Origin of the sequence: Stutzerimonas azotifigens (assembly GCF_013522725.1) — a bacterium.
In the GTDB taxonomy this organism is placed as follows: Bacteria; Pseudomonadota; Gammaproteobacteria; order Pseudomonadales; family Pseudomonadaceae; genus Stutzerimonas; species Stutzerimonas azotifigens_A.
This window is the reverse complement of the sequence record NZ_JAAMRF010000002.1, coordinates 552,935-573,045: the sequence shown is the minus strand read 5'-3', so window position 1 is coordinate 573,045 and position 20,111 is coordinate 552,935. Positions and strand designations below refer to the sequence as shown.

General features: G+C 64.0%; 24 protein-coding genes. 7 read left to right on the top strand and 17 right to left on the bottom strand.

The features are described 5' to 3' along the window. The first annotated feature begins 76 nt into the window (after positions 1–76). Both G7026_RS05730 and G7026_RS05725 read left to right on the top strand, forming a co-directional pair. Positions 77–1,039, top strand: a complete 963-nt coding sequence (locus G7026_RS05730; RefSeq protein WP_181069784.1) for an alpha/beta hydrolase — start codon at positions 77–79, stop codon at positions 1,037–1,039. A gap of 90 nt (positions 1,040–1,129) precedes the next feature. Beyond that, positions 1,130–1,930: a hypothetical protein gene (locus tag G7026_RS05725; protein WP_181069783.1), complete on the top strand. Its 801-nt coding sequence runs from the start codon at positions 1,130–1,132 to the stop codon at positions 1,928–1,930. Between the two features lie 3 nt (positions 1,931–1,933). Here G7026_RS05725 and prmB read toward each other — a convergent pair whose 3' ends face one another. After that, positions 1,934–2,854, bottom strand: coding sequence for a 50S ribosomal protein L3 N(5)-glutamine methyltransferase (prmB, locus tag G7026_RS05720; protein ID WP_181069782.1), 921 nt, complete (start codon positions 2,852–2,854; stop codon positions 1,934–1,936). 177 nt (positions 2,855–3,031) lie between these two features. Here prmB and G7026_RS05715 point away from each other — a divergent pair, with 177 nt between their 5' ends. From G7026_RS05715 to folE, 4 genes are all read left to right on the top strand, one after another. After that, entirely contained in the window at positions 3,032–3,625 is a 594-nt protein-coding gene (locus tag G7026_RS05715; protein ID WP_181069781.1) for a cysteine hydrolase family protein, read from the top strand. Between the two features lie 98 nt (positions 3,626–3,723). Continuing rightward, positions 3,724–4,047, top strand: coding sequence for a hypothetical protein (locus G7026_RS05710; protein ID WP_181069780.1), 324 nt, complete (start codon positions 3,724–3,726; stop codon positions 4,045–4,047). A gap of 69 nt (positions 4,048–4,116) precedes the next feature. After that, positions 4,117–4,674 carry a Smr/MutS family protein gene (locus tag G7026_RS05705; protein WP_181069779.1) on the top strand — a complete coding sequence of 186 codons (558 nt, stop codon included), beginning with the start codon at positions 4,117–4,119 and terminating at the stop codon, positions 4,672–4,674. 93 nt (positions 4,675–4,767) lie between these two features. Then, entirely contained in the window at positions 4,768–5,313 is a 546-nt protein-coding gene (gene folE, locus G7026_RS05700; protein WP_178077593.1) for a GTP cyclohydrolase I FolE, read from the top strand. 66 nt (positions 5,314–5,379) lie between these two features. Here folE and G7026_RS05695 read toward each other — a convergent pair whose 3' ends face one another. Beyond that, positions 5,380–5,982: a glutathione S-transferase family protein gene (locus tag G7026_RS05695; protein ID WP_181069778.1), complete on the bottom strand. Its 603-nt coding sequence runs from the start codon at positions 5,980–5,982 to the stop codon at positions 5,380–5,382. A gap of 14 nt (positions 5,983–5,996) precedes the next feature. After that, positions 5,997–7,163 carry an aminotransferase-like domain-containing protein gene (locus tag G7026_RS05690; protein ID WP_181069777.1) on the bottom strand — a complete coding sequence of 389 codons (1,167 nt, stop codon included), beginning with the start codon at positions 7,161–7,163 and terminating at the stop codon, positions 5,997–5,999. Positions 7,164–7,243: 80 nt separating this feature from the next. Here G7026_RS05690 and G7026_RS05685 point away from each other — a divergent pair, with 80 nt between their 5' ends. Continuing rightward, positions 7,244–7,687: a MarR family winged helix-turn-helix transcriptional regulator gene (locus tag G7026_RS05685; RefSeq protein WP_181069776.1), complete on the top strand. Its 444-nt coding sequence runs from the start codon at positions 7,244–7,246 to the stop codon at positions 7,685–7,687. Between the two features lie 19 nt (positions 7,688–7,706). Here the strand turns inward: G7026_RS05685 and G7026_RS05680 are convergent, their stop codons facing one another. From G7026_RS05680 to ccmA, 14 genes are all read right to left on the bottom strand, one after another. Further along, positions 7,707–9,092 carry a sigma-54-dependent transcriptional regulator gene (locus G7026_RS05680; RefSeq protein WP_181069775.1) on the bottom strand — a complete coding sequence of 462 codons (1,386 nt, stop codon included), beginning with the start codon at positions 9,090–9,092 and terminating at the stop codon, positions 7,707–7,709. A 5-nt stretch (positions 9,093–9,097) separates the two neighbouring features. Beyond that, the gene (locus G7026_RS05675; protein WP_181069836.1) at positions 9,098–10,204 is read right to left on the bottom strand and encodes a sensor histidine kinase; all 1,107 of its coding nucleotides are present in this window, start codon (positions 10,202–10,204) and stop codon (positions 9,098–9,100) included. Positions 10,205–10,443: 239 nt separating this feature from the next. Next, positions 10,444–11,916, bottom strand: a complete 1,473-nt coding sequence (locus G7026_RS05670; protein WP_181069774.1) for a sigma-54 dependent transcriptional regulator — start codon at positions 11,914–11,916, stop codon at positions 10,444–10,446. A gap of 217 nt (positions 11,917–12,133) precedes the next feature. Next, positions 12,134–12,430, bottom strand: a complete 297-nt coding sequence (fliT, locus tag G7026_RS05665) for a flagellar protein FliT (protein WP_181069773.1) — start codon at positions 12,428–12,430, stop codon at positions 12,134–12,136. Positions 12,431–12,574: 144 nt separating this feature from the next. Beyond that, a complete protein-coding gene (locus G7026_RS05660; protein WP_181069772.1) occupies positions 12,575–13,009 on the bottom strand; it encodes a hypothetical protein in 435 nt (144 codons plus the stop codon). A gap of 25 nt (positions 13,010–13,034) precedes the next feature. Then, on the bottom strand, positions 13,035–14,252 hold the full coding sequence (gene ccmI, locus G7026_RS05655; protein ID WP_181069771.1) for a c-type cytochrome biogenesis protein CcmI: 1,218 nt from the start codon (positions 14,250–14,252) through the stop codon (positions 13,035–13,037). Further along, the gene (locus tag G7026_RS05650) at positions 14,249–14,722 is read right to left on the bottom strand and encodes a cytochrome c-type biogenesis protein (RefSeq protein WP_181069770.1); all 474 of its coding nucleotides are present in this window, start codon (positions 14,720–14,722) and stop codon (positions 14,249–14,251) included. The genes ccmI and G7026_RS05650 overlap by 4 nt, the downstream gene beginning before the upstream one ends. Next, entirely contained in the window at positions 14,719–15,249 is a 531-nt protein-coding gene (locus G7026_RS05645) for a DsbE family thiol:disulfide interchange protein (RefSeq protein ID WP_181069769.1), read from the bottom strand. Before G7026_RS05645 ends, G7026_RS05650 begins: the two co-directional genes overlap by 4 nt. A gap of 2 nt (positions 15,250–15,251) precedes the next feature. Continuing rightward, positions 15,252–17,225, bottom strand: a complete 1,974-nt coding sequence (locus tag G7026_RS05640) for a heme lyase CcmF/NrfE family subunit (RefSeq protein WP_181069768.1) — start codon at positions 17,223–17,225, stop codon at positions 15,252–15,254. Further along, complete coding sequence (gene ccmE / locus G7026_RS05635; RefSeq protein ID WP_181069767.1) at positions 17,222–17,686, bottom strand: cytochrome c maturation protein CcmE; 465 nt, start codon at positions 17,684–17,686, stop codon at positions 17,222–17,224. The genes G7026_RS05640 and ccmE overlap by 4 nt, the downstream gene beginning before the upstream one ends. Next, complete coding sequence (ccmD, locus tag G7026_RS05630; protein WP_181069766.1) at positions 17,683–17,859, bottom strand: heme exporter protein CcmD; 177 nt, start codon at positions 17,857–17,859, stop codon at positions 17,683–17,685. Before ccmD ends, ccmE begins: the two co-directional genes overlap by 4 nt. Further along, positions 17,856–18,611 carry a heme ABC transporter permease gene (locus G7026_RS05625; protein WP_181069765.1) on the bottom strand — a complete coding sequence of 252 codons (756 nt, stop codon included), beginning with the start codon at positions 18,609–18,611 and terminating at the stop codon, positions 17,856–17,858. The genes ccmD and G7026_RS05625 overlap by 4 nt, the downstream gene beginning before the upstream one ends. 84 nt (positions 18,612–18,695) lie before the next feature. Further along, entirely contained in the window at positions 18,696–19,367 is a 672-nt protein-coding gene (gene ccmB / locus G7026_RS05620; protein WP_181069764.1) for a heme exporter protein CcmB, read from the bottom strand. Then, positions 19,364–19,996: a cytochrome c biogenesis heme-transporting ATPase CcmA gene (ccmA, locus tag G7026_RS05615; protein WP_181069763.1), complete on the bottom strand. Its 633-nt coding sequence runs from the start codon at positions 19,994–19,996 to the stop codon at positions 19,364–19,366. Before ccmA ends, ccmB begins: the two co-directional genes overlap by 4 nt. Positions 19,997–20,111: the final 115 nt, after the last annotated feature.

Below are 20,111 nucleotides of genomic sequence, written 5' to 3'. Positions count from 1 at the left end.
CGGCGATGTGCCTACACTCGCGCCGAACCTTGCGTCACCTGCTGCGTCCAAGCCGCGTCGTCGAAACGAATCCGCCATGCGCCTTCTACTGATAACCCTGCTCGCCATGCTCGCCCCTTCCCTTCAGGCACAGACCCTGCTCCACCAGTCCATGCGCCTGGAGACGCCGACCGGCGTCCTGCACGGCAGCCTGATGCTGCCGCAGCGCGATGCCGCCGTGCCCGTCGCGCTGCTGATCGCCGGCTCCGGGCCAACCGACCGCGACGGCAACAACCCCGACGCCCACAACGATGCACTCAAGCGTCTGGCCCAGGCGCTGGCACGATTAGGCGTGGCCAGCGTGCGATACGACAAGCGAGGGATCGCCGCCAGCAGGCCGGCCTCGCCGGACGAGCGCGACCTCAGCGTCGAAGGCTATGTCGAAGATGCAGTCGGCTGGGTCCGCCAGCTCAGGCAGGATGCCCGCTTCGCCTCGGTGATCCTGATCGGCCACAGCGAAGGCGCTTTGATCGCCAGCCTGGCCGCACCCGTCGCGCAGGCCGACGCGGTGATTTCGATCGCCGGTACGGGCGAACCGGTGGACATCCTGCTGCGCGACCAACTGCAGGGCCGACTGCCCCCACCGCTACTGGCGACCAGCTTCTATCTGCTCGACGAGCTCAAGGCCGGACGCCAGCACGCGGACATCCCTCAACCGCTGCAGGCCCTGTTCCGCCCCAGCGTACAGCCCTATCTGATCTCACTGTTTCGCCAGGACCCCGCCGCTGCCTTCGCCGCGCTGCAAATGCCCGCATTGATCATCCAGGGCCGGCACGACATCCAGGTCAGCGTTGCCGACGCCCAGGCCCTGCAGCGGGCCAAGCCGGACGCCGAACTGGCGTTGATCGACGGCATGAACCACGTGCTACGCATCGTTCCGGCCGAACGCAACCTCCAGATGGCGTCCTACAACGACCCCTCGCTACCGATCGCCAGAGCGGTCGGCGAGCACATCGGCCGCTTCCTGCGTGCCCACGGCCTGTTGCCACCCTCCAGTTAATCGCGATCCGGCCGATACCCTGCTGCACAGAGGACAGGGTCTGCGTTGCCGAACCCTGCGCCCAAGCGCCGAGACGATGCAGGCCCCACGATGACCGATACACCCGTTACCCCGGAAAACCACGAAGCCGAAGCCGAAATCGCTGCCGCAGCGCCGCCTTCGCCGCATCCCTGGGCGGAGCTGCAAGCCGAGCGTTTTCGCCTGCTGCGCCTGACGGCATTACCCACCGACCGCGCCACCGGTGCGCGGCCACTGCGCTTCGTCCAGTTCGGCGAAGTGGAGCGGCACACGCCACAACAGAGCCTGCTACGGCTATTCATTCACCTGCCCGGCCAGGCGTTGCACAAACAACAGAATGTGTTGGAGGTGTGGGCCGACCACCGCAGCAAGGAAGTACGCTTCGGCCCTGACTCGGGCCTCAAGATCGAGCCCTTGAACCGTGGCCTCGGGCGCTTCCTGCTGGCCTGGGGCGCCGCATGGGCGAAGAAACGCTGGGCTCACTACCAAGTCGAAGGCGGATCGTTGAGCATGAAGGACGTGCTCAGCGAAGACGCCCGGATGCGCCGCGACCATTTCATCAAGGCTCAAGGCTTCGATGTCGACTACCCCGATGCCCGCACGCTGAAGGCCACCTACGCCGCTCCGCGAGTCAGCGCGCTGCATGGGGACTGGAATAAGGACAAAGTGCAGATCGTCGAGTTGCTCGACGGTGCGGCGATGCTCGAGCAGGCCGATCGCAACCTGCTGGAACAGGAGGCGGCGATCCGCAAACTGCAGGAGCGCATGACGCGTTTCCAGCGCGAAGACGGCACCCTGCGCTTCACCATCGTCTGCCTGGTGGCCTTCGCCCTATTCCAGGCAGGGCTGCTCATCTGGATCGCGACGCGCTGACGCTCAACCCTTCACGCGGGAGCGGAACAGCGTCTGATGCTCGCGGCACTGGCTGGCCGCCAGCAGGAATACCCCATGCCCGCCGCGGGAAAATTCCAGCCAGGTGAAATCCACTTCTGGATAAAGCGCCTGGACGTGGACCTGGCTGTTACCCACTTCGACGATCAGCGTGCCCTTGTCGGTCAGATGGTCGGCCGCTTCGGCAAGCATCCGCCGGACCAGATCCAGGCCATCCTCGCCACAGGCGAGCCCCATCGCTGGCTCATGGCCGAACTCGTCCGGCATGTCGGCGAAATCCTCGGCATCGACATAGGGCGGATTGGAGACGATCAGGTCGAAGCGCTGCCCCGGCAGGCCGTCGAAACCGTCGCCCTGTACCGTGTAGACACGCTCTTCGAGACCATGCTGTTCGATGTTGCGGTTGGCGATTTCCAGGGCATCGAACGACAGATCGGCCAGCACCACCTCGGCATCCATGAACTCGTAGGCGCAGGCAATGCCGATGCAACCCGAGCCGGTGCAGAGGTCGAGGATTCGCGCCGGCTCCTGCGCCAGCCATGGCCTGAACTGCTGCTCGATCAGCTCGCCGATCGGCGAACGAGGCACCAGCACGCGCTCGTCGACGATGAAGGGCAAGCCGCAGAACCAGGCCTGGCCCAACAGGTAGGCGGTCGGTACGCGCTCTTCGATACGACGGTGCAGCAACTGCACGAGGTGCTCGCGTTCGTCGTCCTCCAGGCGGCAGTCGAGGTAGCTGTCGGCGATTTCGTAAGGCAGGTGCAGCGCACCGAGCACCAACTGCCTGGCGTCGTCCCAGGCATTGTCGGTGCCGTGACCGAAAAACAACTGCTCGGCCTGGAAGCGGCTGACGGCCCATCGGATGTAATCACGCAGAGTACGCAGGCGCGATGGCGAAGCGGTCACAGAGCATCTCCCAAGTCAAAGGGCGGCAGTTTAGCCCAGCCAGGCGGCCTTTTCTCCTGGGCTGGCCAGGGTTGAGGGCATGAGCGCAGCGCGTCGACGGGGACTCATTGCATCGCAGCGGTTCACATCCTCGTCATCTGGCGCCACAATCACCCTCTTTCACACAAGGAGTCAGCAATGTCCCTGCCACAGACCATGTTTCAGCTCAGTGGCCGTGGTTACGCGCCGGCAAAGCTGGCAAACGCCACCCTGGTCATCATCGATGCGCAGGAAGAGTACCGCGATGGCGTGCTGGCACTGCCGGGGCTGGAAGCCGCGCTCAAGGAAGTTTCCACCCTGCTCGCCGCCGCCCGTGAAGCCGGCGCGCCGGTTGTGCACGTGCGTCATCTGGGCATCAGCGGCGGTCTGTTCGATCCCCAGGCTCAGCGCGGTCAGATCATGCCCGAGGCCGCGCCGCAGGCCGGCGAGGCGGTCGTCGAGAAGCGCCTGCCCAACGCCTTTGCCGGCACCGACCTGCATGATCGGCTTCAAGCGCTGGGGCGGCTGGACATCATCGTCTGCGGTTTCATGACCCATTCGAGCATCAGCACCACCGTGCGCGCCTCGAAGGACTACGGTTATCGTTGCACGCTGGTCGATGACGCCTGCGCCACCCGCGACCTGCCCCACGGCCAGGGCGTGGTCAGTGCGGCCGATGTCCATCGGATGGAAATGACCATCCTCGCCGACAACTTCGCGGCCTGCGTCGACAATACCCAGGCGCTTCTCTGATCGAGCGATTCCGCTGCAGCGTGCCGAACTCGATGCTGACGGGCAATGAACCCGACCGGGATGTTCCGGTCACAGCCCTGTCCTGAAGAGGTACCGCAATGAAGTCATCCGATGGTTTCGACGCTCGCCGCCTGCGCCCGCCACGCGAGCGCCGCGGCTGGGGTCTACGCCTGGCGGCACTCCTCGGCGCGTTGTTCGCGACCCTAGGCGTGTTGCTGGCGCTGGCAGGCACCGCCTCGCTGCTCGGCCACGGGCAGGCGCTGGGTAGCCTCGGAACCGGGCGAGACGGTGCCATCGTGATGCTGGTCGTCGGTGTCGTGCTGTTGTGGCTGGGTATCGCCATTTGCCGTCGTTGCCGACGCCGCCTGCGCCAGCCCGACGGCCTGAGCATGTCGCCGCATCTTTTGCGCAAACGCCGCTAGTCGCTCGGGGCAACCCACCCTCCCGCTCCCGCGTTCGACTGATAAACTGGCCGCCTCTGTGGAGGCCCTATGCAAGACGACGACTTTTCCCTTTTCCAGTCAGCCGTACGCGGCGTGAAACCGATCCGCCACGAGCGCGCCGAGACCGGAAAGCCACGCGACAACCGCGAGCAGATCGCCACCCGCCGCGCCAACGCGACGGTGCGCACCGGTGAGCAGCGCATCGACGGCTTGTCCGACCAGTTCGTCATCGATGTCGGCGCCGAAGACGAGCTGTACTGGTGCCGTGACGGCGTACAAGAGGCGCAGATGCGCAAGCTCAAAGCCGGGCAGATTCCGTTCGAAGGCAGTCTCGACCTGCATGGACTGACCGTCGAGAAGGCCCGAGAACAGCTATGGGATTTCCTGGCCGAAGCCGGAAAATATGAGATCCGCTGCGTGCGCGTTACCCATGGCAAGGCCGCGCGGCTCGATGGCAAGCGGCCGTTGATCAAGAGCCACGTCAACACTTGGCTGCGTCAGCACCCGCAGGTTCTGGGCTTTACCTCGTGCCTTCCGCGCCATGGTGGCAGCGGCGCACTCTACGTCATGCTCAAGCGCACGATGCTGGAGGGGCGGGACGAATAACGTACGAAACGTACGCCCATCCCGCACTTGCCAGCGCTGCGCTTGCCCCCTACCCTGCGCCTCTCGCGCTCCCGACGCCTGACAGGTATTTCAATGTCTCTGGAACAACACTACACCGCGATCCTTGGCCAGCTTGGCGAGGACGTCAACCGCGAGGGCTTGCTCGACACGCCCAAACGCGCCGCCAAGGCCATGCAGTACCTGTGCAAGGGCTATCAGCAGACCCTCGAAGAGGTCACCAACGGCGCCCTGTTCAGCTCCGACAACAGTGAAATGGTGCTGGTCAAGAACATCGAGCTGTACTCGCTCTGCGAGCACCACATGCTGCCGTTCATTGGCAAGGCTCACGTTGCCTACCTGCCCAATGGCAAGGTGCTGGGCCTGTCCAAGGTCGCACGCATCGTTGACATGTATGCGCGCCGCCTGCAGATCCAGGAGAACCTGACCCGCGAAATCGCCGAGGCCATCCAGAACGTTACTGGTGCCTGGGGCGTCGCGGTCGTCATAGAGGCGCAGCACATGTGCATGATGATGCGCGGCGTGGAGAAGCAGAACTCCTCGATGGTCACCTCGGTGATGCTCGGCCAGTTCCGCGAGAACGCCGCCACGCGCAGCGAGTTCCTGGGCCTGGTCCGCTGATTCTTCGACAATGAAAAGGGGCGCCGCCTGGCGCCCCTTCGATATGGGCTTTGCCCGTCCTACCCGTCAGTCATACATCCCGACATGCCGCGGATGGCTGCCCACTCGCTGCAGCCAGGCACGTATCGCCGGATACGCCGCCAGATCGAATCCACCCTCCTCAGCCACATGGGTGTAGGCATACAAGGCCACATCGGCGATGGAATATTGCTCCCCGACCAGATAAGGCGTGCGCTGCAGCTGCTGTTCCATGACCGCCAGCGCGTGATAGCCATCGAGCTGCTTGGCCTCGTATTCCTCACGGCGCTCCTCCGGCAAACCGAGATAGAGCTTGATATAGCGCGCCACCGCCAGATAGGGCTCGTGGCTGTACTGCTCGAAGAACTGCCATTGCAGCACCTGGGTACGCAGCCGCGGATCGGCCGGGAGAAACTCGCTGCCGTCGGCCAGGTAATTGAGAATCGCGTTGGATTCCCATAGACAGCTGCCGTCATCGAGTTCCAGAACCGGGATCTTGCCGTTCGGATTCTTTTTCAGGAACTCCGGCGAGCGGCTTTCGCCGCGCAGGATGTTGATCGGGACCCACTCGTATTCGCGGCCGAGCAGATGCAGCATCAGCTTGACCTTGTAGCAGTTGCCCGAACGGTAATCGCCATAAACCTTGTACATGACACCCCCTCGCTCTATGCCGCCTCGGCCGGCAACGCCTCGCGCATCACCGCAGCCAAACGGCGCAGTCCCTCGCCAAGCCGGTCCGGGCCGACATGGCTGAAATTCAGACGCAAGTGGCCTGGATGTCGATCCGGGTCGACGAAGAACGCCTCGCCCGGCATGAAGGCGACGTTGCGCTGCAGCGCCGCGTCGAGCAGCGTGCGCGTATCGATCGGTTGCTTGAGGGTGAGCCAGAAGAACAACCCGCCCTGGGGAATTTCCCAGTCAGCCAGGTCGGCGAAATGCTCGAGCAGCGCCGCCTGCATGGCGTCGCGGCGAATGCGGTAGAAGTCGCGCAATTCGGCCAGATGAGCGCGGTACTGCTCGCTACCGAGCCACTGCAATGCCTGCCACTGACCGATGCGATTGGTATGCAGGTCCGCCGACTGCTTGAGGCGCAGCAGGTAGGGGAACAGGTCCGGCGAAGCGATCAGGTAACCGACGCGCAGCCCCGGCAGCAGGGTCTTGGAAACGGTACCGGTGTAGATCCAGCTGGCCTTGCGCAACCGGCTGACGATGGGGCGCGCGCTGCCCTCGTCGAACACCAGCTCGCGATAGGGCTCGTCCTCAATCAGGGTCACGCCAAATTCATCGAGCAGCGCGGCAACCGCCTCGCGCTTGGCTTCGCTGTAGCGCACCGCCGAAGGATTCTGGAAGGTCGGTATCAGGTAGGCGAAGGCCGGTGCGCTCTGCTCCAGCGCCTGGCGTAGCGCCTCGAGTTCGGGCCCATCGCTTTCCTGCGCGACGGCGATGCAATCCGCGCCGAAGAACTGGAACGCCTGCAGCGCAGCCAGGTAGGTCGGCGCCTCGAGCAGAACCTGAGTACCCGGATCGATGAACAGCTTGGACGCCAGGTCCAGGGTCTGCTGCGATCCGCTGACGATGAGCACCTGACTGGCCTCGCAGGGTACGCCCAGCGCACGCGCCTCGGCCGCGATCGCCTCGCGCAACGCCGGCTCGCCCTCGCTCATCCCGTACTGCCCGATACCGGCAGGCATCTGTGCCCAGTCGACCTTGGGCAACATGGCCTCGGCCGGCAATCCGCCTGCGAATGACATGACTTCAGGGCGCTGCGCGGCAGCCAGTATTTCGCGGATCAGGGAGCTTTTCAGGCGGTCGACGCGTTTCGATAAAGCCATGGGAGTACCAGATGCAGGGGCCGGACAAATAAGTCAAACTACTTGACCGAAACTACGCTCCCAACGGTAAAAACGTCAATATGGCTGACCTAAAAAAAAGCGCCGTTCAGCGCCAGTTCATGGAAAGCCTGTTCCATGGCTACCAGGCGTTCACGGCCAAGCCCGACGAGATGCTGGCGCGTCGTGGCCTATCGCGCGTACACCATCGAATCCTGTTCTTCATCGCCAGCTACCCAGGGCTCAGCGTGACTGATCTGCTCGGTCACCTGAGCGTCAGCAAGCAAGCGCTGAATATCCCGCTGCGTCAGCTGATAGAGATGCATCTGGTGGAAAGCCTCACGGCTGAAGAGGACAAGCGCAAGCGCCTGCTGCGGCTATCGGCCCAAGGAGCCAAGCTGGAACAGGCGCTACGCCGAGAACAGGCGCGGCTGCTGGAGAAGGTATTCGCCGAGGTCGGCGAGACGGCAGTCGGAGGATGGCAGGCAGTGAACCAGGCCCTGGCGCGCACGCACAGAAACCGCTGACCGCCGTCCTCCCCAGGACTCAGCTGGCGTACAGGTAGGCCTCGACATCGAACCCGGCCTCGCGCATTTGCGCCAGCTTGTAACGCAGCGTACGCGGACTGATGCCGAGGCGGTCTGCCGCTTCCTTGCGCCGCCCGCGCTCGGTGCGCAAGGTGTCGATGATCACCTGGAATTCGCGCCGGCGCAGATCCTCACCCAGACCCGCCGTGGTTTCCACCGGCTCGATCACGGGGACCGCCGGCGCCGCACTGACCGCAGCCGGCGGCACCAGCCCGATGGTTGAATTCAGGCACAGATCATGGGGCTGGATCAGTCCGCCCTGCTGCAGAATCAACGCACGCTGAATGGCATTGTCCAGCTCCCGGACGTTACCCGGCCAGGGGTGCGCCAGCAGGCAACGCTGAGCGTTGCCCGACAGACGCACCGGACCAACTTTCATTTTTTGCGCATGCATCGCCAGCAGCCGCTCAGCCAGGGGCAGGATGTCGGCCGGGCGCGCGCGCAGCGGCGGCCAGGCCAGAGGGAATACCGAAAGCCGATAGAACAGGTCTTCGCGGAACCGTCCGGCCGCGACTTCGGCGGCCAGGTCGCGGTTGGTGGTGGCGACCACCCGGATATCGAGGGCGATCGGCTTGCGACCGCCAACTCGCTCGACTTCACGCTCCTGCAGAACACGTAGCAACTTGGCCTGCAGGCCAAGCGGCATTTCGGTAATTTCGTCCAGCAGCAAGGTTCCGCCATTGGCCTGTTCGAACTTGCCGACCTGGGTCGCAATGGCCCCGGTGAAGGCGCCCTTCTCGTGCCCGAACAGCATGGCCTCGAGCATGTTGTCAGGGATCGCTGCGCAATTGATGGCGATGAAAGGGCTGGCCTGACGAGGCGATTGCTGATGGATATAGCGCGCCAGCACCTCCTTGCCGGTACCGGACTCACCCGAAATCAGGACAGTCGAATCGCTGCGGGCCACCCGTGCCGAGAGTGCCAGCAATTGCTGGCTGGCCGGTTCGCAGGCCACCGGGCCATCGCGATGGGCCTTGCCCAGATGGCCGCAGGCGTGACGCGCGACCAGCTCGAGCAGCGTGCGCGGCTCGAACGGCTTGACCAGATAATCCACGGCACCAAGGCGCATGGCCTCGACCGCCCGCTCGACCGCGCCGTAGGCCGTCATCAGCAGCACCGGGACCTGCGGATATCGCGTGCGCACCATTCGCAGCAGCGCGTGGCCGTCCATGCCTGGCATGTTCACATCGCTGAGCACCAGGCCGAAGGTTTCTTCCTGCAGTGCTACCAACGCCGCTTCGGCGCAATCCACGGCCCGATGCTCGTGCCCGCCAAGCATCAGCGTGTCGCCAAGCGCTTCGCGCAAAGCTCGATCGTCTTCCACCAGCAGGATTTTCGCTGTCATGGACTTCACTCCTTGTTTCCGGCCGCAGCCGGGAGAATCAGCGGTAGCGACAGCAGCACGCAGGTACCGCGGCCAGGGCGCGACACCAGGCTCAGCTGGCCCTGGTGAGCGCGTGTCACCGCCTGCACGACCGCAAGACCGAGGCCGGTGCCAGTGGTCTTGGTGGTAAGAAAGGGTTCGCCCAGGCGCGCCAGCAACGCCGGCTCGATGCCCGGGCCGTTGTCACTCACACAGAGCCTCAGCGTCGTCCCACGGGTGTAGAAGTGGACCTTGATCCGCGCCTCACGGCCGCCCGCCTGAATCGCGTTTTCCAGCAGATTGAGCAAGGCGCCCACCAGGGTGTCGCGATTACACAGCAGCTCGCCGACGTAGCTGTCGCACTGCCAGCGAACCGCCGTGCCTTCGACCTGGGTCTCGGCCGCCAGGCGAAAGGCCTGCAGCAGCGCTCCCGGGCTCAAGCGATCGGATTTCGGCAGATCGCCCCGGGCGAACACCAACATGTCGCGCACCTGATGCTCGAGTTCATGCAGCCGCTCCTTGAGCCGACTGGCGAAGCGCTGATGATGCTGGGGCGCCAGGGTGCTGTCCGTCAGATGACTGGCATAGAGCAGTGCGGCAGACAGTGGCGTGCGGATCTGATGCGCCAGCGAGGCGACCATCCGTCCCAGCGAAGAAAGCCGCTCGTGACGCGCCAGCTGTTCCTGCAGGTGACGGGTTTCCGTCAAATCGGTGAGCAGCACCAGCTGGCCCGGCTCGCCAGCCAGCGAGCGCGTGGCGATGGACAGGCGACGGCCGTTTTTCAGGGAAATCTCATGGCCGTCGTCGCGGCGCGGTGCGAAGCTGCGCGCGATGACATCGCGCCAGCGCTCACCCTCGAGAGCGTCGCCAAGCAACTGGCACGCAGCAGGATTGGCCTCGCTCACGCGCCCCTGACCATCGATCACGATTACGCCACCGGGCAGCAGGTCCAGCAGATTACGCAGGCGACCGGCAAGGCGCTCTTTCTCCGCCAGCTCCTGCTCGCGCTGGGCTCCGGCGAGAGCCAGTTCCTGCTTGAGTTCAGCCACTCGCTCTTCGAGCAACCCACGCGACTGCCCCAGCTGGGCAGACATCTGGCTGAACCGCCGCAACGACTGCTCCAGCTCGAGCGCTGTTTCATGCTCGGCAGGTTCGGGGTTGATCGAATGGACGATGGGCTTCACTGCGCTTTACTCGTGCCGTCAAAAGTTGGGCGTTTGTAGAGGCAGGAGCAAACATCGTGCCCGGCCTCAGCCAGCACCGGACGAACGGAGCGAGAGAGATACGAAAACGCCCCGCATGGCGGGGCGTTGGTGGGCTGAAGAGAGAGGCGCTAGGCCTCGTCGCCCTCATCGTCGCGCCGGCTCATTCCATACTTTCGCATTTTCTCGACCAGCGTGGTCCGACGGATGCGCAAGCGCTCCGCGGCACGGGCGACCACCCCACCGGCATCATCGAGTGCCTGCTGAATCAAGCCCTGTTCGAGGTTACCCAGGTAGTCCTTCAAATCCAGCCCCTCGGCAGGCAGCATGGCGCTGGCCTCCAGGCCGGTCATCGGCACATGGAAGGCAACGCGTTCCTCGAGATCATCGCTGGCGGCGCTCATGTACTGCTCGTCGTCATCGTCGACGTGGCGGAATTTCTTCGGCAGTTCCATCACGCCGATCACCCCGTAGGGATGCATGATCGCCATGCGCTCGACCAGGTTGGCCAGCTCGCGTACGTTGCCCGGCCAGTCGTGGCGACACAAGGACATGATGGCGGACGAATTGAAACGGATGGAGCCGCGCTTCTCGTGTTCCATCCGCGAAATCAGTTCGTTCATCAACAGCGGAATGTCTTCGACGCGCTCACGCAGCGGTGCCATTTCGATCGGGAAGACGTTGAGCCGGTAGTAGAGATCCTCGCGGAAGCTGCCTTCCTCAATCATCTTCTCCAGGTCCTTGTGCGTCGCGGCGATGATCCGCACGTCTGCACTTTGCGTGCGGTTGCTGCCGACGCGCTCGAAAGTGCGCTCCTGCAGCACGCGCAGCAGCTTGACCTGCATCGGCAGTGGCATGTCGCCGATTTCATCGAGAAACAGGGTCCCGCCTTCGGCCAGCTCGAAGCGCCCTGCCCGCGCGGTGATGGCCCCGGTGAAGGCGCCCTTTTCATGACCGAACAGTTCGCTTTCCAGCAGCTCGGCCGGAATCGCGCCGCAATTGACCGGTACGAAAGGCGCCTGACGACGCTTGGAGTGATAGTGGAGGTTGCGTGCGACCACTTCCTTGCCGGTGCCGGACTCGCCAAGGATCAGCACGCTGGCCTCGGTATCGGCAACCTGCTGCATCATCTGCCGCACGTGTTGGATGGCCCGGCTGGTACCAACCAGGCTACGGAACAGGTTCGGTTCGCGCTGCCGCCCACGTGCCTTGGACTGGTCGTTCATCTCGCGATAGACCTGGGCGCGATGCAGCGAGTCGAGCAGCTTGTTGTAGCTGGGCGGCATCTCCAGGCTGGTCAGCACGCGGCGGCGGGTTTCGTCCGGCCACTCGGCCGGCGCCGGATCGCCGATCAGCAGCAGGGGAACGTTCTCGTCCCACTTGCTGATCTGCTTGAGCAGCTCGACGGCTCCGTCCCGAGCCTTGACCTCTCCGAGCATCACGCTGAGCACGCTGCGGCTGGATTCGAGCGGTGCAACGGCGTTACGCCAGTCGGTGCTCGAGCAGGCCAGATGGTCTTCGCCCAGAAAATTCAGAATTACCGCCAAGTCGCGGCGACGTTCGCTGTCATCGTCGATCAACAGAATCTTGGTTTCGCGCCACATCGTGGTTTCAGAACTCTATGGGGCTGGAAGAAAGCCGGCACTGACGTCAGACGACCTCACAAACCGGCATTTGGCCACTAGTTAAGTAAAAAACGAGCACTGAGTCAAATTTATGACGTGATTTAAACACGAAGACGGTAAGGAAACGCAACAACGAATGTGAGGCATCGGCGCCGAATGATCCCGGCACGACGGATGGAACGGCACGATGGTGAGATCAGCCGAAAAGCTGATAGACCTTGGCCCCTTGCTTGGATTGATTGAGCTGCATGAGCTCATCGGCAATGCGGCGCTGCTCGGATTGGCACAAGCCGACCAACTCGCGATAGAGCTCAAGCAGCTCCTGGATGCGCAAACGAATGACACCCTCGTCCCGCTCCGGCTCGCGCATCGCGTCTTCCACGGCTTGCCGGCACAGCAGATCCAGCTCGCCGATGGCGGTCCAGTCCTGCTGTGCCAGGGCCGAGCGCAGCGCGCTGCCGGTTTCTTCGAGACGCTTCACAGAGGCATTCATGAATCTACTCCGATTGTCCTGCGTCACCGGGCATCCACCGGGACGGAAAAAGGCGCACTGTTCGCGCTTGTCCCTCTTATCGGCAAGCGGCGGAACAGCTTTAGCCCAAATAACCATCGCAGCGCCGCTACAGCGTGTCCCGACTCAATAGCGGTTGCGCAACCCCGGTGGCACGCTCGGCAGCGCTACAGGCTCCCAGGGGCCGTCAGGCCGGCCGGCGCACAGCCACTCGCCATCCCAGCGGTAATAGAGCCGTTCACGGTAGTAAAGATCCTTGCCTTCCACCACATAGACGCCCAGACGATTGTCCCAGTGCGCCGGCGCATGTGGCGGCGGTGCATAACGGGGGTGGCTCTGCTGTGTGGCCGGCGGGCGCGGTGCCGGCGGCGTCTGCACCGGCGGCGGGGTGGTGATCACCGGGCCCGGCGCTGGTGTCTGCGGCACCGGCGGCTGAGGCTGAGGGGCGGTCTCATAGGGCGTGCCGGCGCACGCCGCGAGCAAGGCGCCTAGCGCAGCCACCGCGCCCAGGCGCACACGCCTGAAGGCCACCTGGCGAGGGGGAAAATCCTGTGCGGTCATGCATTACCTCGATCGTCAGAACGAATCAGCGGCGCTCCGGCTTGTCGATGGTCAGCTGAACCGGACGCTCGGCGCTCGCAGCGAGGTCCAGCGCATCGCTCTGCCCGGTCCATTCGCCCCGGGTGGCATCGCCATCGCGGGAAATCCGGGCAACCAGTTGCACCTGTTCGAAGTTGGACAACTTCAGTTGCGGCATCATTGCATCGGCATCTGCTAGCGTGACCTCGGCGGGAAGATCGGCAACGCTCAACCGCTTCACCGCCAGAGGCATCGGCGGACCCGATACGGCACGGGCGAAGACGAAAACGCTGTCATCCGGCTGCACCTCGTCGGCGAGTTCAGGACTCAGCTGAACGCTTACCTTCACTTCTACCGAAGGGGCCGATCCGCCCGAGACAGCCGCCTGCGATTCAACCGCGGACTCACCGAGTTCGGCGCGGGCGCGAGCGATGCCACCTTCGATGGCGGCGCGAGACGGATCCTGGTCACCCAGCACTGCCACCAGCCGCTCCCAGAAGGCGATCGCTTGGGCGAAGCGACCTTCTTCATAGGCGGCGATGCCTAGCAGCCCAAGGCTGGTGACTTCTGCCGGATCGGCTTTCAGCGCCTCGTCGGTCAGCGCCTGAAGCTGCTCGGTCCACTGCTTGTCGCCCGCGAAATACAACGCCTGGGCCCATTGCCCCAGCAGTTCGGGCTGGCGCCCCGCCAGATTGGTAGCACGCTCGAAGGCCACGGCCGCATCGGCGGCACGCTCCTGGGCCATGTAGGCGCGGCCGAGGAAATACCAACCTTCGGCAGATTCCGGCTGGGCCTCGACGGCGCGCTCGAGGCGCTGGGTGACTTCTCCGATCGAGCCGGCCTGCTGGGCGAACTGGCGCGCCAGCTCCACCTTGTCGCTGGCGCCCCAATGCAGATACAGGCCATAGCCCATCAGCGGCACCAGCAATGCGGCCACCAGCGGCGCACCTCGACCCAGGCGCGAGACCCGATGCGCTTCGCCGCCTTCGGTGTCATTCAACAGTTCGCGGGCGGCCTCTGCCCGTCCCGCCTCGAGCTGCTCGGACGTGAGCGTACCCGAGGCATGTTGAGCCTGCAGTTCATCGAGCCGCTCCTGATAGAGCGCGACGTTGAGGGAGGTGCGATCCTCCTCCGTCTGGGCGCGGCGACCGCGCATGATGGGCAGCAGCAGAAACAGCAGCGCCGCCATCAACAGCAGGCCGGCGCCAATCCAGAAATCGATCATGGGTCTTTGTTATCCAGCAGCGTGGCGAGCCGTTCGCGCTCGGCCTCGGAAAGGGTGTTTGAGGTGGGGCCATCGACACGACGGCGACGGCGCAAGAGGATCATCGCTACAGTGCCAAAACCGATCGCCAGGAGCACGAACGGGCCGTACCAGAGGACCAGGGTCTTGGTGTTGACTGGCGGCTTGTAACGAACGAAATCACCATAGCGGGCGACCAGATAGTCGACGATCTGGTCGTCGCTCTTCTGCTCCTCGAGCATGCGGAAGATTTCCTGGCGCAAGTCCATCGCGATCGGCGAGTTCGAATCGGCGATGTTCTGGTTCTGGCATTTCGGACACCGTAGCTCCTCTGTCAGCGTGCGGTAGCGCTGACGCTCGGTCTCGTCGCGAAACTCATAGGTATCGATCGCAGCGAAGACAGCCGTGCTTAGCGTCAATCCGAACAGCAAGGCGCAAAGAAATCTGTTCATTCGTCCACCAGCTCCTGATAGAGCACGGCGAGTTTTTCGCGCCAGACACGCTCGTCGATGACGCCGACGAACTTGTGCCGAATCACGCCGTGCTTGTCGATCAGAAAAGTCTCGGGCGCGCCGTAGACACCAAGGTCCAGGCCCAGGCTGCCGTGTTCGTCGCGAATATTCAGCTGGTAGGGGTCGTGAAACTCGCGAAGCCATTTCTGCGCCGCGGCGTTGTCGTCCTTGTAGTTGACCCCGTGGATGTTCACGCCCTGCGCCGCCAGCGCGTTGAGCACCGGATGTTCGACCTTGCAGGCCACGCACCAGGTCGCCCAGACATTGACCAACGCAGGCTTGCCCTTGAGGTCGGCCTCGCTGATCAGGCGCTGCTCATCTTCAACCGAAGGCAGCGAGAATTGCGGTACGGGTTTGCCGATCAGCGCCGAGGGCAGCTCGGACGGATCGAGAAACAGCCCACGGTAGAGAAAGACAGCGATGCCGAGGAAGATCACTAGCGGCAACAGCAGCAGCACTCTTTTCATCATCAGGCTCCTTGGGCAGCCAGGCCGAGGGCTTCGCGTACCCGCGTCTTGACCTTGACCCGGTAGCGCTGATCGCAGGCCGCCAGCACACCGCCGAGCCCCATCAGCAAGCCGCCCAGCCAGATCCAGCGGACGAAGGGTTTGATGTGCACGCGCACGGCCCAGGCGCCATCTTCCAGGGGCTCGCCCAGGGCGACATAGAGGTCGCGGGTGAAGCCCGGATCGATACCGGCCTCGGTCATGGGCATCTGCTGAACGGTGTAGAGCCGCTTTTCCGGATGCAGCACGGCGATTTGGCGGTCGCCCTTGAGCACGCGGATGGTGGCCTTGTCCGAAGTGAAGTTGGGGCCATCATGATGGATGGCACCCTCGAATATGAAGCTGTAGCCCCCCATCTGCAGCGAGTCGCCCGGCGCCATGCGCAGGTCGCGCTCGTCGCTCTGCTGACTGGACAACACGACGCCGAGCGCGCAGACCGCGATCCCCAGGTGGGCGACCTGCATGCCCCAATAACTGCGCGACAGGCCGCGAGCACCTTTGTAGAGGCCCTTGTGGCGAGTCTTGTCGAGCAGGTCGCGAACACCGGCGACCACCACCCAGGCGGCGAGGAAGCAGGTCGCCAGGACCGACCAGTGGAAATCGCCGAAAACAAACGCGGCGACGACCCCGAGCACGCCACTGGTAATCAGCACCGGCACCAGCATGCCCGTGAGCCACTTCACCGGCGTGTCCTTCCAGCGCACCAGGATACCGACCGCCATCGCCAGCATGACCAGCGCCATCAGCGGCAGGAACATCGCGTTGAAATAGGGAGGGCCAACCGACAGCTTGGCCCCTGACAGCGCGTCGAGCAGCAAGGGATAAAGCGTGCCCAGCAGGATCATCGAGGTAGCCACTACCAGCAGCAGGTTGTTGACCAGCAGCAGGGTTTCCCTGGACCAGAGTCCAAAGCCGACCTGGCTTTTGACCACCGGGGCCCGCAAAGCGAACAGCGTCAGCGATCCACCGACGACCAGGAGCAGGAAGCACAGAATGAAGACGCCGCGCTCCGGATCGGTCGCGAAGGCATGCACCGAGGTCAGCACCCCGGAGCGCACCAGGAAGGTCCCAAGCAGGCTCAGCGAAAAGGCCGCGATCGCCAGCAGCACCGTCCAGCTCTTGAACACGCCGCGCTTTTCGGTCACCGCCAGGGAATGGATCAGTGCGGTGCCGACCAGCCAGGGCATGAAGGAAGCGTTTTCCACCGGATCCCAGAACCACCAGCCGCCCCAGCCCAGTTCGTAGTAGGCCCACCAGGAGCCGAGCACGATACCGATCCCGAGGAACGCCCAGGCCACCAGCGTCCAGGGCCGCGACCAGCGCGCCCAGGCCGCGTCCAGCCGGCCGCCGAGCAAGGCCGCGATGGCGAAGGAGAAGGCTACGGAGAAGCCGACGTAGCCCATGTAGAGCATCGGCGGGTGAACGATCAGACCGAAGTCCTGCAACAACGGGTTCAGGTCGCGGCCATCGGTCGGCGCCTGCGGCAGCAAGCGCTCGAACGGGTTCGAGGTGACGATCAGGAACAGCAGGAAGCCGAGACTGATCAGGCCCATGACGCCGAGCACGCGCGCCAGCATTTCTTCGGGCAGTTGGCGGGAAAACACCGACACGGCAAAGGTCCAACCGGCCAGGATCAACGCCCACAGCAGCAGCGAGCCCTCGTGGGCACCCCATACGGCGCTGAACTTGTAGTACCACGGCAATGCGCTGTTGGAATTGCTCGCGACGTAGGCGACCGAGAAGTCGTCGACCATGAACGCGTAGGTCAGGCAGGCGAAGGAGAACGCCAGGAAGGCGAACTGCCCCCACGCCGCCGGCTGCGCCAGACTCATCCACAGACGATCACCGCGCCAGGCGCCGATCAGCGGGAAGATCGACTGTACCAGGACCAGGCACAGGGCCAGAATCATTGCCAGATGGCCGAGCTCCGGAATCATTTCGAGTACCCCTTGCCATCTTCGTAATGCTTCATCATGCCGCTCTGCTCCAGCGCCTGGGTGACCTCGGGCGGCATGTAGTTTTCGTCGTGCTTGGCCAGCACCTCGTCGGCCACCATGATGCCCTCCTCATTCACGCGCCCTAGCGCGACGATGCCCTGCCCCTCGCGGAACAGGTCGGGAAGGATGCCCTGAAAGCGAATGGTGACAGTCTCGGCGCCGTCGGTAACGCGAAAATCGACCGACAGCGAGTCCCGATCACGCTTGACCGAACCTTCCTCGACCAGGCCTCCAGCGCGTATACGCGTGCCTTCGGGCGCTTCGCCCCGGGCAATCTGGGTCGGCGTGTAGAACAGGTTGATGTTCTGCTGCAGCGCGGAAAGCGCCAGGGCAACCGCGATACCGACACCGGCGAGAATCGCCAGGACGATGTAGAGCCGCTTCTTGCGTACCGGATTCACTTCATTTCCTCCCGGCGCAAACGACGCGCCTCGTCTTGCAGGTGACGCCGACGTGCCAGTACAGGCAGCGCGACGTTCAAAGCCAGTACCGCCAGGCTGATGCCATAGGAGGACCAGACATAGACGCCATGGCCACCCATGGCGACGAATTCGGCGAACGAGGAAAAATTCATCGTGAGCCCCCTACCAATCCCTTGATCTCGCTTTTTACCCAACTGCTGCGCGACTCGCGACGCAGTACCTCGAGGCGCATGCGCATCAGCAGCACGGCAGCGAAGAAACAATAGAAACCGAGCACCATGACCAGTAGCGGTAGCCACATCTCCATCGGCATCGCCGGTTTTTCGGTGATCTTGAACGTGGCTGGCTGATGCAGGGTGTTCCACCACTCCACCGAGTACTTGATGATCGGGATGTTCACCACGCCGACCAGCGCCAGCACCGCGCACGCCTTGGCAGCGCTGTCCCGATTACTGATCGCGTTACCCAGCGCGATGATGCCGAAATAGAGAAACAGCAGGATCAGCATCGAGGTCAGTCGCGCGTCCCAGACCCACCAGGCGCCCCAGGTCGGCTTGCCCCAGACGGCGCCGGTCAGCAGTGCGATGAAGGTCATCCAGGCGCCGATCGGTGCCGCTTGCTGAAGTGCGACGTCTGCCAGCTTCATCTTCCACACGAGCCCGACGACGCCCGCGACCGCGAGCATCACGTAGACCGATTGAGCCAGGAACGCGGCCGGCACATGGATGTAGATGATCCTGAAGCTGTTGCCCTGCTGGTAATCCTGCGGCGCGAATGCCAGGCCCCAGACCACGCCCACCGCCAGCAAAAGGGCGGCGCTCCAGCCTAACCAGGGCAGCCAGCGGCCGCTGATTTCGTAAAACCATTTGGGCGAACCCAGCTTGTGAAACCATGTCCAGTTCATCGAATGACTCGTTTCCGGTGAGGGCAAGCCCCCGGAGAATGCTCTGCCAGGGCGCCGTCGAGCCCCAGCGGTCCGTACCTGCGTCTATTCACCGAGGCTGATCTTCAGCCCGGCGGCAATCGCAAAGGGTGTCAGGGTCACAGCCAATGCAGTGAGGCTGGCCAGCCACAACAGGTAGCCGGCCGTCGGCAATCCTTGCAAGGCCGCCTGCAACGCCCCACTGCCAAGAATCAGCACCGGGATGTACAGCGGCAGAATCAGCAGCGCCAGCAACAGGCCGCCGCGCTTGAGGCCGACGGTCAGTGCCGCACCCACCGCGCCCAGTAGACTCAAGGCAGGCGTGCCCAGCAAAAGCGACAGCAGCAACACCGGTAGCGCCTGGAGTGGCAAGCCCAGCATCAACCCGAGCAAGGGCGCCAGCAGAACCAGCGCAAGGCCGGAGAACAACCAGTGTGCCAGCACCTTGGCGAGCACCAGAAGCGCCAGAGGGTGCGGCGAAACGACCCACTGCTCCAGGGAACCATCCTCGAAATCGCTGCGAAAAAGCCCGTCGAGCGAGAGCAGCACGGCCAGCAGCGCCGCTACCCACAACAATCCTGGGGAAATGCCTTGCAACAGTTGAGACTCCGGCCCGACCGCCAGCGGAAACAGCGCAATGACGATGGCGAAGAACACCAGCGGGTTGGCCAGCTCCGCAGGACGCCTAACGAGCAGGCGCGCCTCGCGCTTGAGCAGCAGCGTGAACACGCCACTCATGCCGCCTGCCCCAGCGCGATGTCGCGAAACTCCGACGGCCGCACTTGCAGGCTGTGATGGGTAGTCAACACCACGACACCGCCCTGCTCGCAATGGGCAGCCAGATGCGCTTCGAGCTGGGCCACGCCATGCTTGTCCAGCGCGGTGAACGGCTCGTCGAGAATCCACAGCGGTGCGGCAGTGAGGTACAACCGGGCCAGGGCGACACGGCGCTGCTGGCCGGCCGAAAGCGTATGGCAAGGAACATCCTCGAAACCGCGCAGTCCGACCGTCGCCAAGGCCTGCCAGATGCTCTCGCGACTGACCGGCTGCTGCAGCGCGCAGAGCCACGCAAGGTTCTCCTCGGCGCTGAGCAACCCTTTTATGCCCGCGGCATGGCCGATCCACAACAGATTGCGGGCCACATCGGCATGGCGCGCCGCCAACGGCTCGCCGTCCAGCAGGACCTCGCCCGCGGTCGGCTGCATCAGACCGGCCAGCACACGCAGCAGGCTGGTCTTGCCACTGCCGTTGGGCCCGGAGACTTGAAGCATCTGACCACGCTCAAGGCTAAAGGCCAGACCGTCGAACAGCAGCCGCCAATCCCTCTCGCAGGTGAGCGCAACAGCTTGAAGGAAAGGATCGGTCACGCTTGTGGACACCTGCTGGCATTCAAGAAGGGAATGGACGGGCCGCTATACTGACACCGGGCGCCGGCCGAACCGGGGCGCGATTATACATGGCATCCATGACCGCCGAAGACCG

Excerpts from the sequence above, each read along its gene's own strand:
- fliT (WP_181069773.1), bottom strand. The coding sequence starts at position 12,430 with ATGAATGCCTCTGTGAAGCGTCTCGAAGAAACCGGCAGCGCGCTGCGC.
- G7026_RS05690 (WP_181069777.1), bottom strand. The coding sequence starts at position 7,163 with ATGGCTTTATCGAAACGCGTCGACCGCCTGAAAAGCTCCCTGATCCGC.
- ccmB (WP_181069764.1), bottom strand. The coding sequence starts at position 19,367 with ATGAGTGGCGTGTTCACGCTGCTGCTCAAGCGCGAGGCGCGCCTGCTC.
- G7026_RS05670 (WP_181069774.1), bottom strand. The coding sequence starts at position 11,916 with ATGTGGCGCGAAACCAAGATTCTGTTGATCGACGATGACAGCGAACGT.
- G7026_RS05660 (WP_181069772.1), bottom strand. The coding sequence starts at position 13,009 with ATGACCGCACAGGATTTTCCCCCTCGCCAGGTGGCCTTCAGGCGTGTG.
- folE (WP_178077593.1), top strand. The coding sequence starts at position 4,768 with ATGTCTCTGGAACAACACTACACCGCGATCCTTGGCCAGCTTGGCGAG.
- G7026_RS05725 (WP_181069783.1), top strand. The coding sequence starts at position 1,130 with ATGACCGATACACCCGTTACCCCGGAAAACCACGAAGCCGAAGCCGAA.
- G7026_RS05640 (WP_181069768.1), bottom strand. The coding sequence starts at position 17,225 with ATGATTCCGGAGCTCGGCCATCTGGCAATGATTCTGGCCCTGTGCCTG.
- G7026_RS05625 (WP_181069765.1), bottom strand. The coding sequence starts at position 18,611 with ATGAACTGGACATGGTTTCACAAGCTGGGTTCGCCCAAATGGTTTTAC.
- ccmD (WP_181069766.1), bottom strand. The coding sequence starts at position 17,859 with ATGAATTTTTCCTCGTTCGCCGAATTCGTCGCCATGGGTGGCCATGGC.
- G7026_RS05715 (WP_181069781.1), top strand. The coding sequence starts at position 3,032 with ATGTCCCTGCCACAGACCATGTTTCAGCTCAGTGGCCGTGGTTACGCG.
- G7026_RS05680 (WP_181069775.1), bottom strand. The coding sequence starts at position 9,092 with ATGACAGCGAAAATCCTGCTGGTGGAAGACGATCGAGCTTTGCGCGAA.
- G7026_RS05650 (WP_181069770.1), bottom strand. The coding sequence starts at position 14,722 with ATGAACAGATTTCTTTGCGCCTTGCTGTTCGGATTGACGCTAAGCACG.
- G7026_RS05685 (WP_181069776.1), top strand. The coding sequence starts at position 7,244 with ATGGCTGACCTAAAAAAAAGCGCCGTTCAGCGCCAGTTCATGGAAAGC.
- G7026_RS05730 (WP_181069784.1), top strand. The coding sequence starts at position 77 with ATGCGCCTTCTACTGATAACCCTGCTCGCCATGCTCGCCCCTTCCCTT.
- G7026_RS05705 (WP_181069779.1), top strand. The coding sequence starts at position 4,117 with ATGCAAGACGACGACTTTTCCCTTTTCCAGTCAGCCGTACGCGGCGTG.
- G7026_RS05695 (WP_181069778.1), bottom strand. The coding sequence starts at position 5,982 with ATGTACAAGGTTTATGGCGATTACCGTTCGGGCAACTGCTACAAGGTC.
- G7026_RS05645 (WP_181069769.1), bottom strand. The coding sequence starts at position 15,249 with ATGAAAAGAGTGCTGCTGCTGTTGCCGCTAGTGATCTTCCTCGGCATC.
- ccmI (WP_181069771.1), bottom strand. The coding sequence starts at position 14,252 with ATGATCGATTTCTGGATTGGCGCCGGCCTGCTGTTGATGGCGGCGCTG.
- G7026_RS05710 (WP_181069780.1), top strand. The coding sequence starts at position 3,724 with ATGAAGTCATCCGATGGTTTCGACGCTCGCCGCCTGCGCCCGCCACGC.
- G7026_RS05675 (WP_181069836.1), bottom strand. The coding sequence starts at position 10,204 with ATGTCTGCCCAGCTGGGGCAGTCGCGTGGGTTGCTCGAAGAGCGAGTG.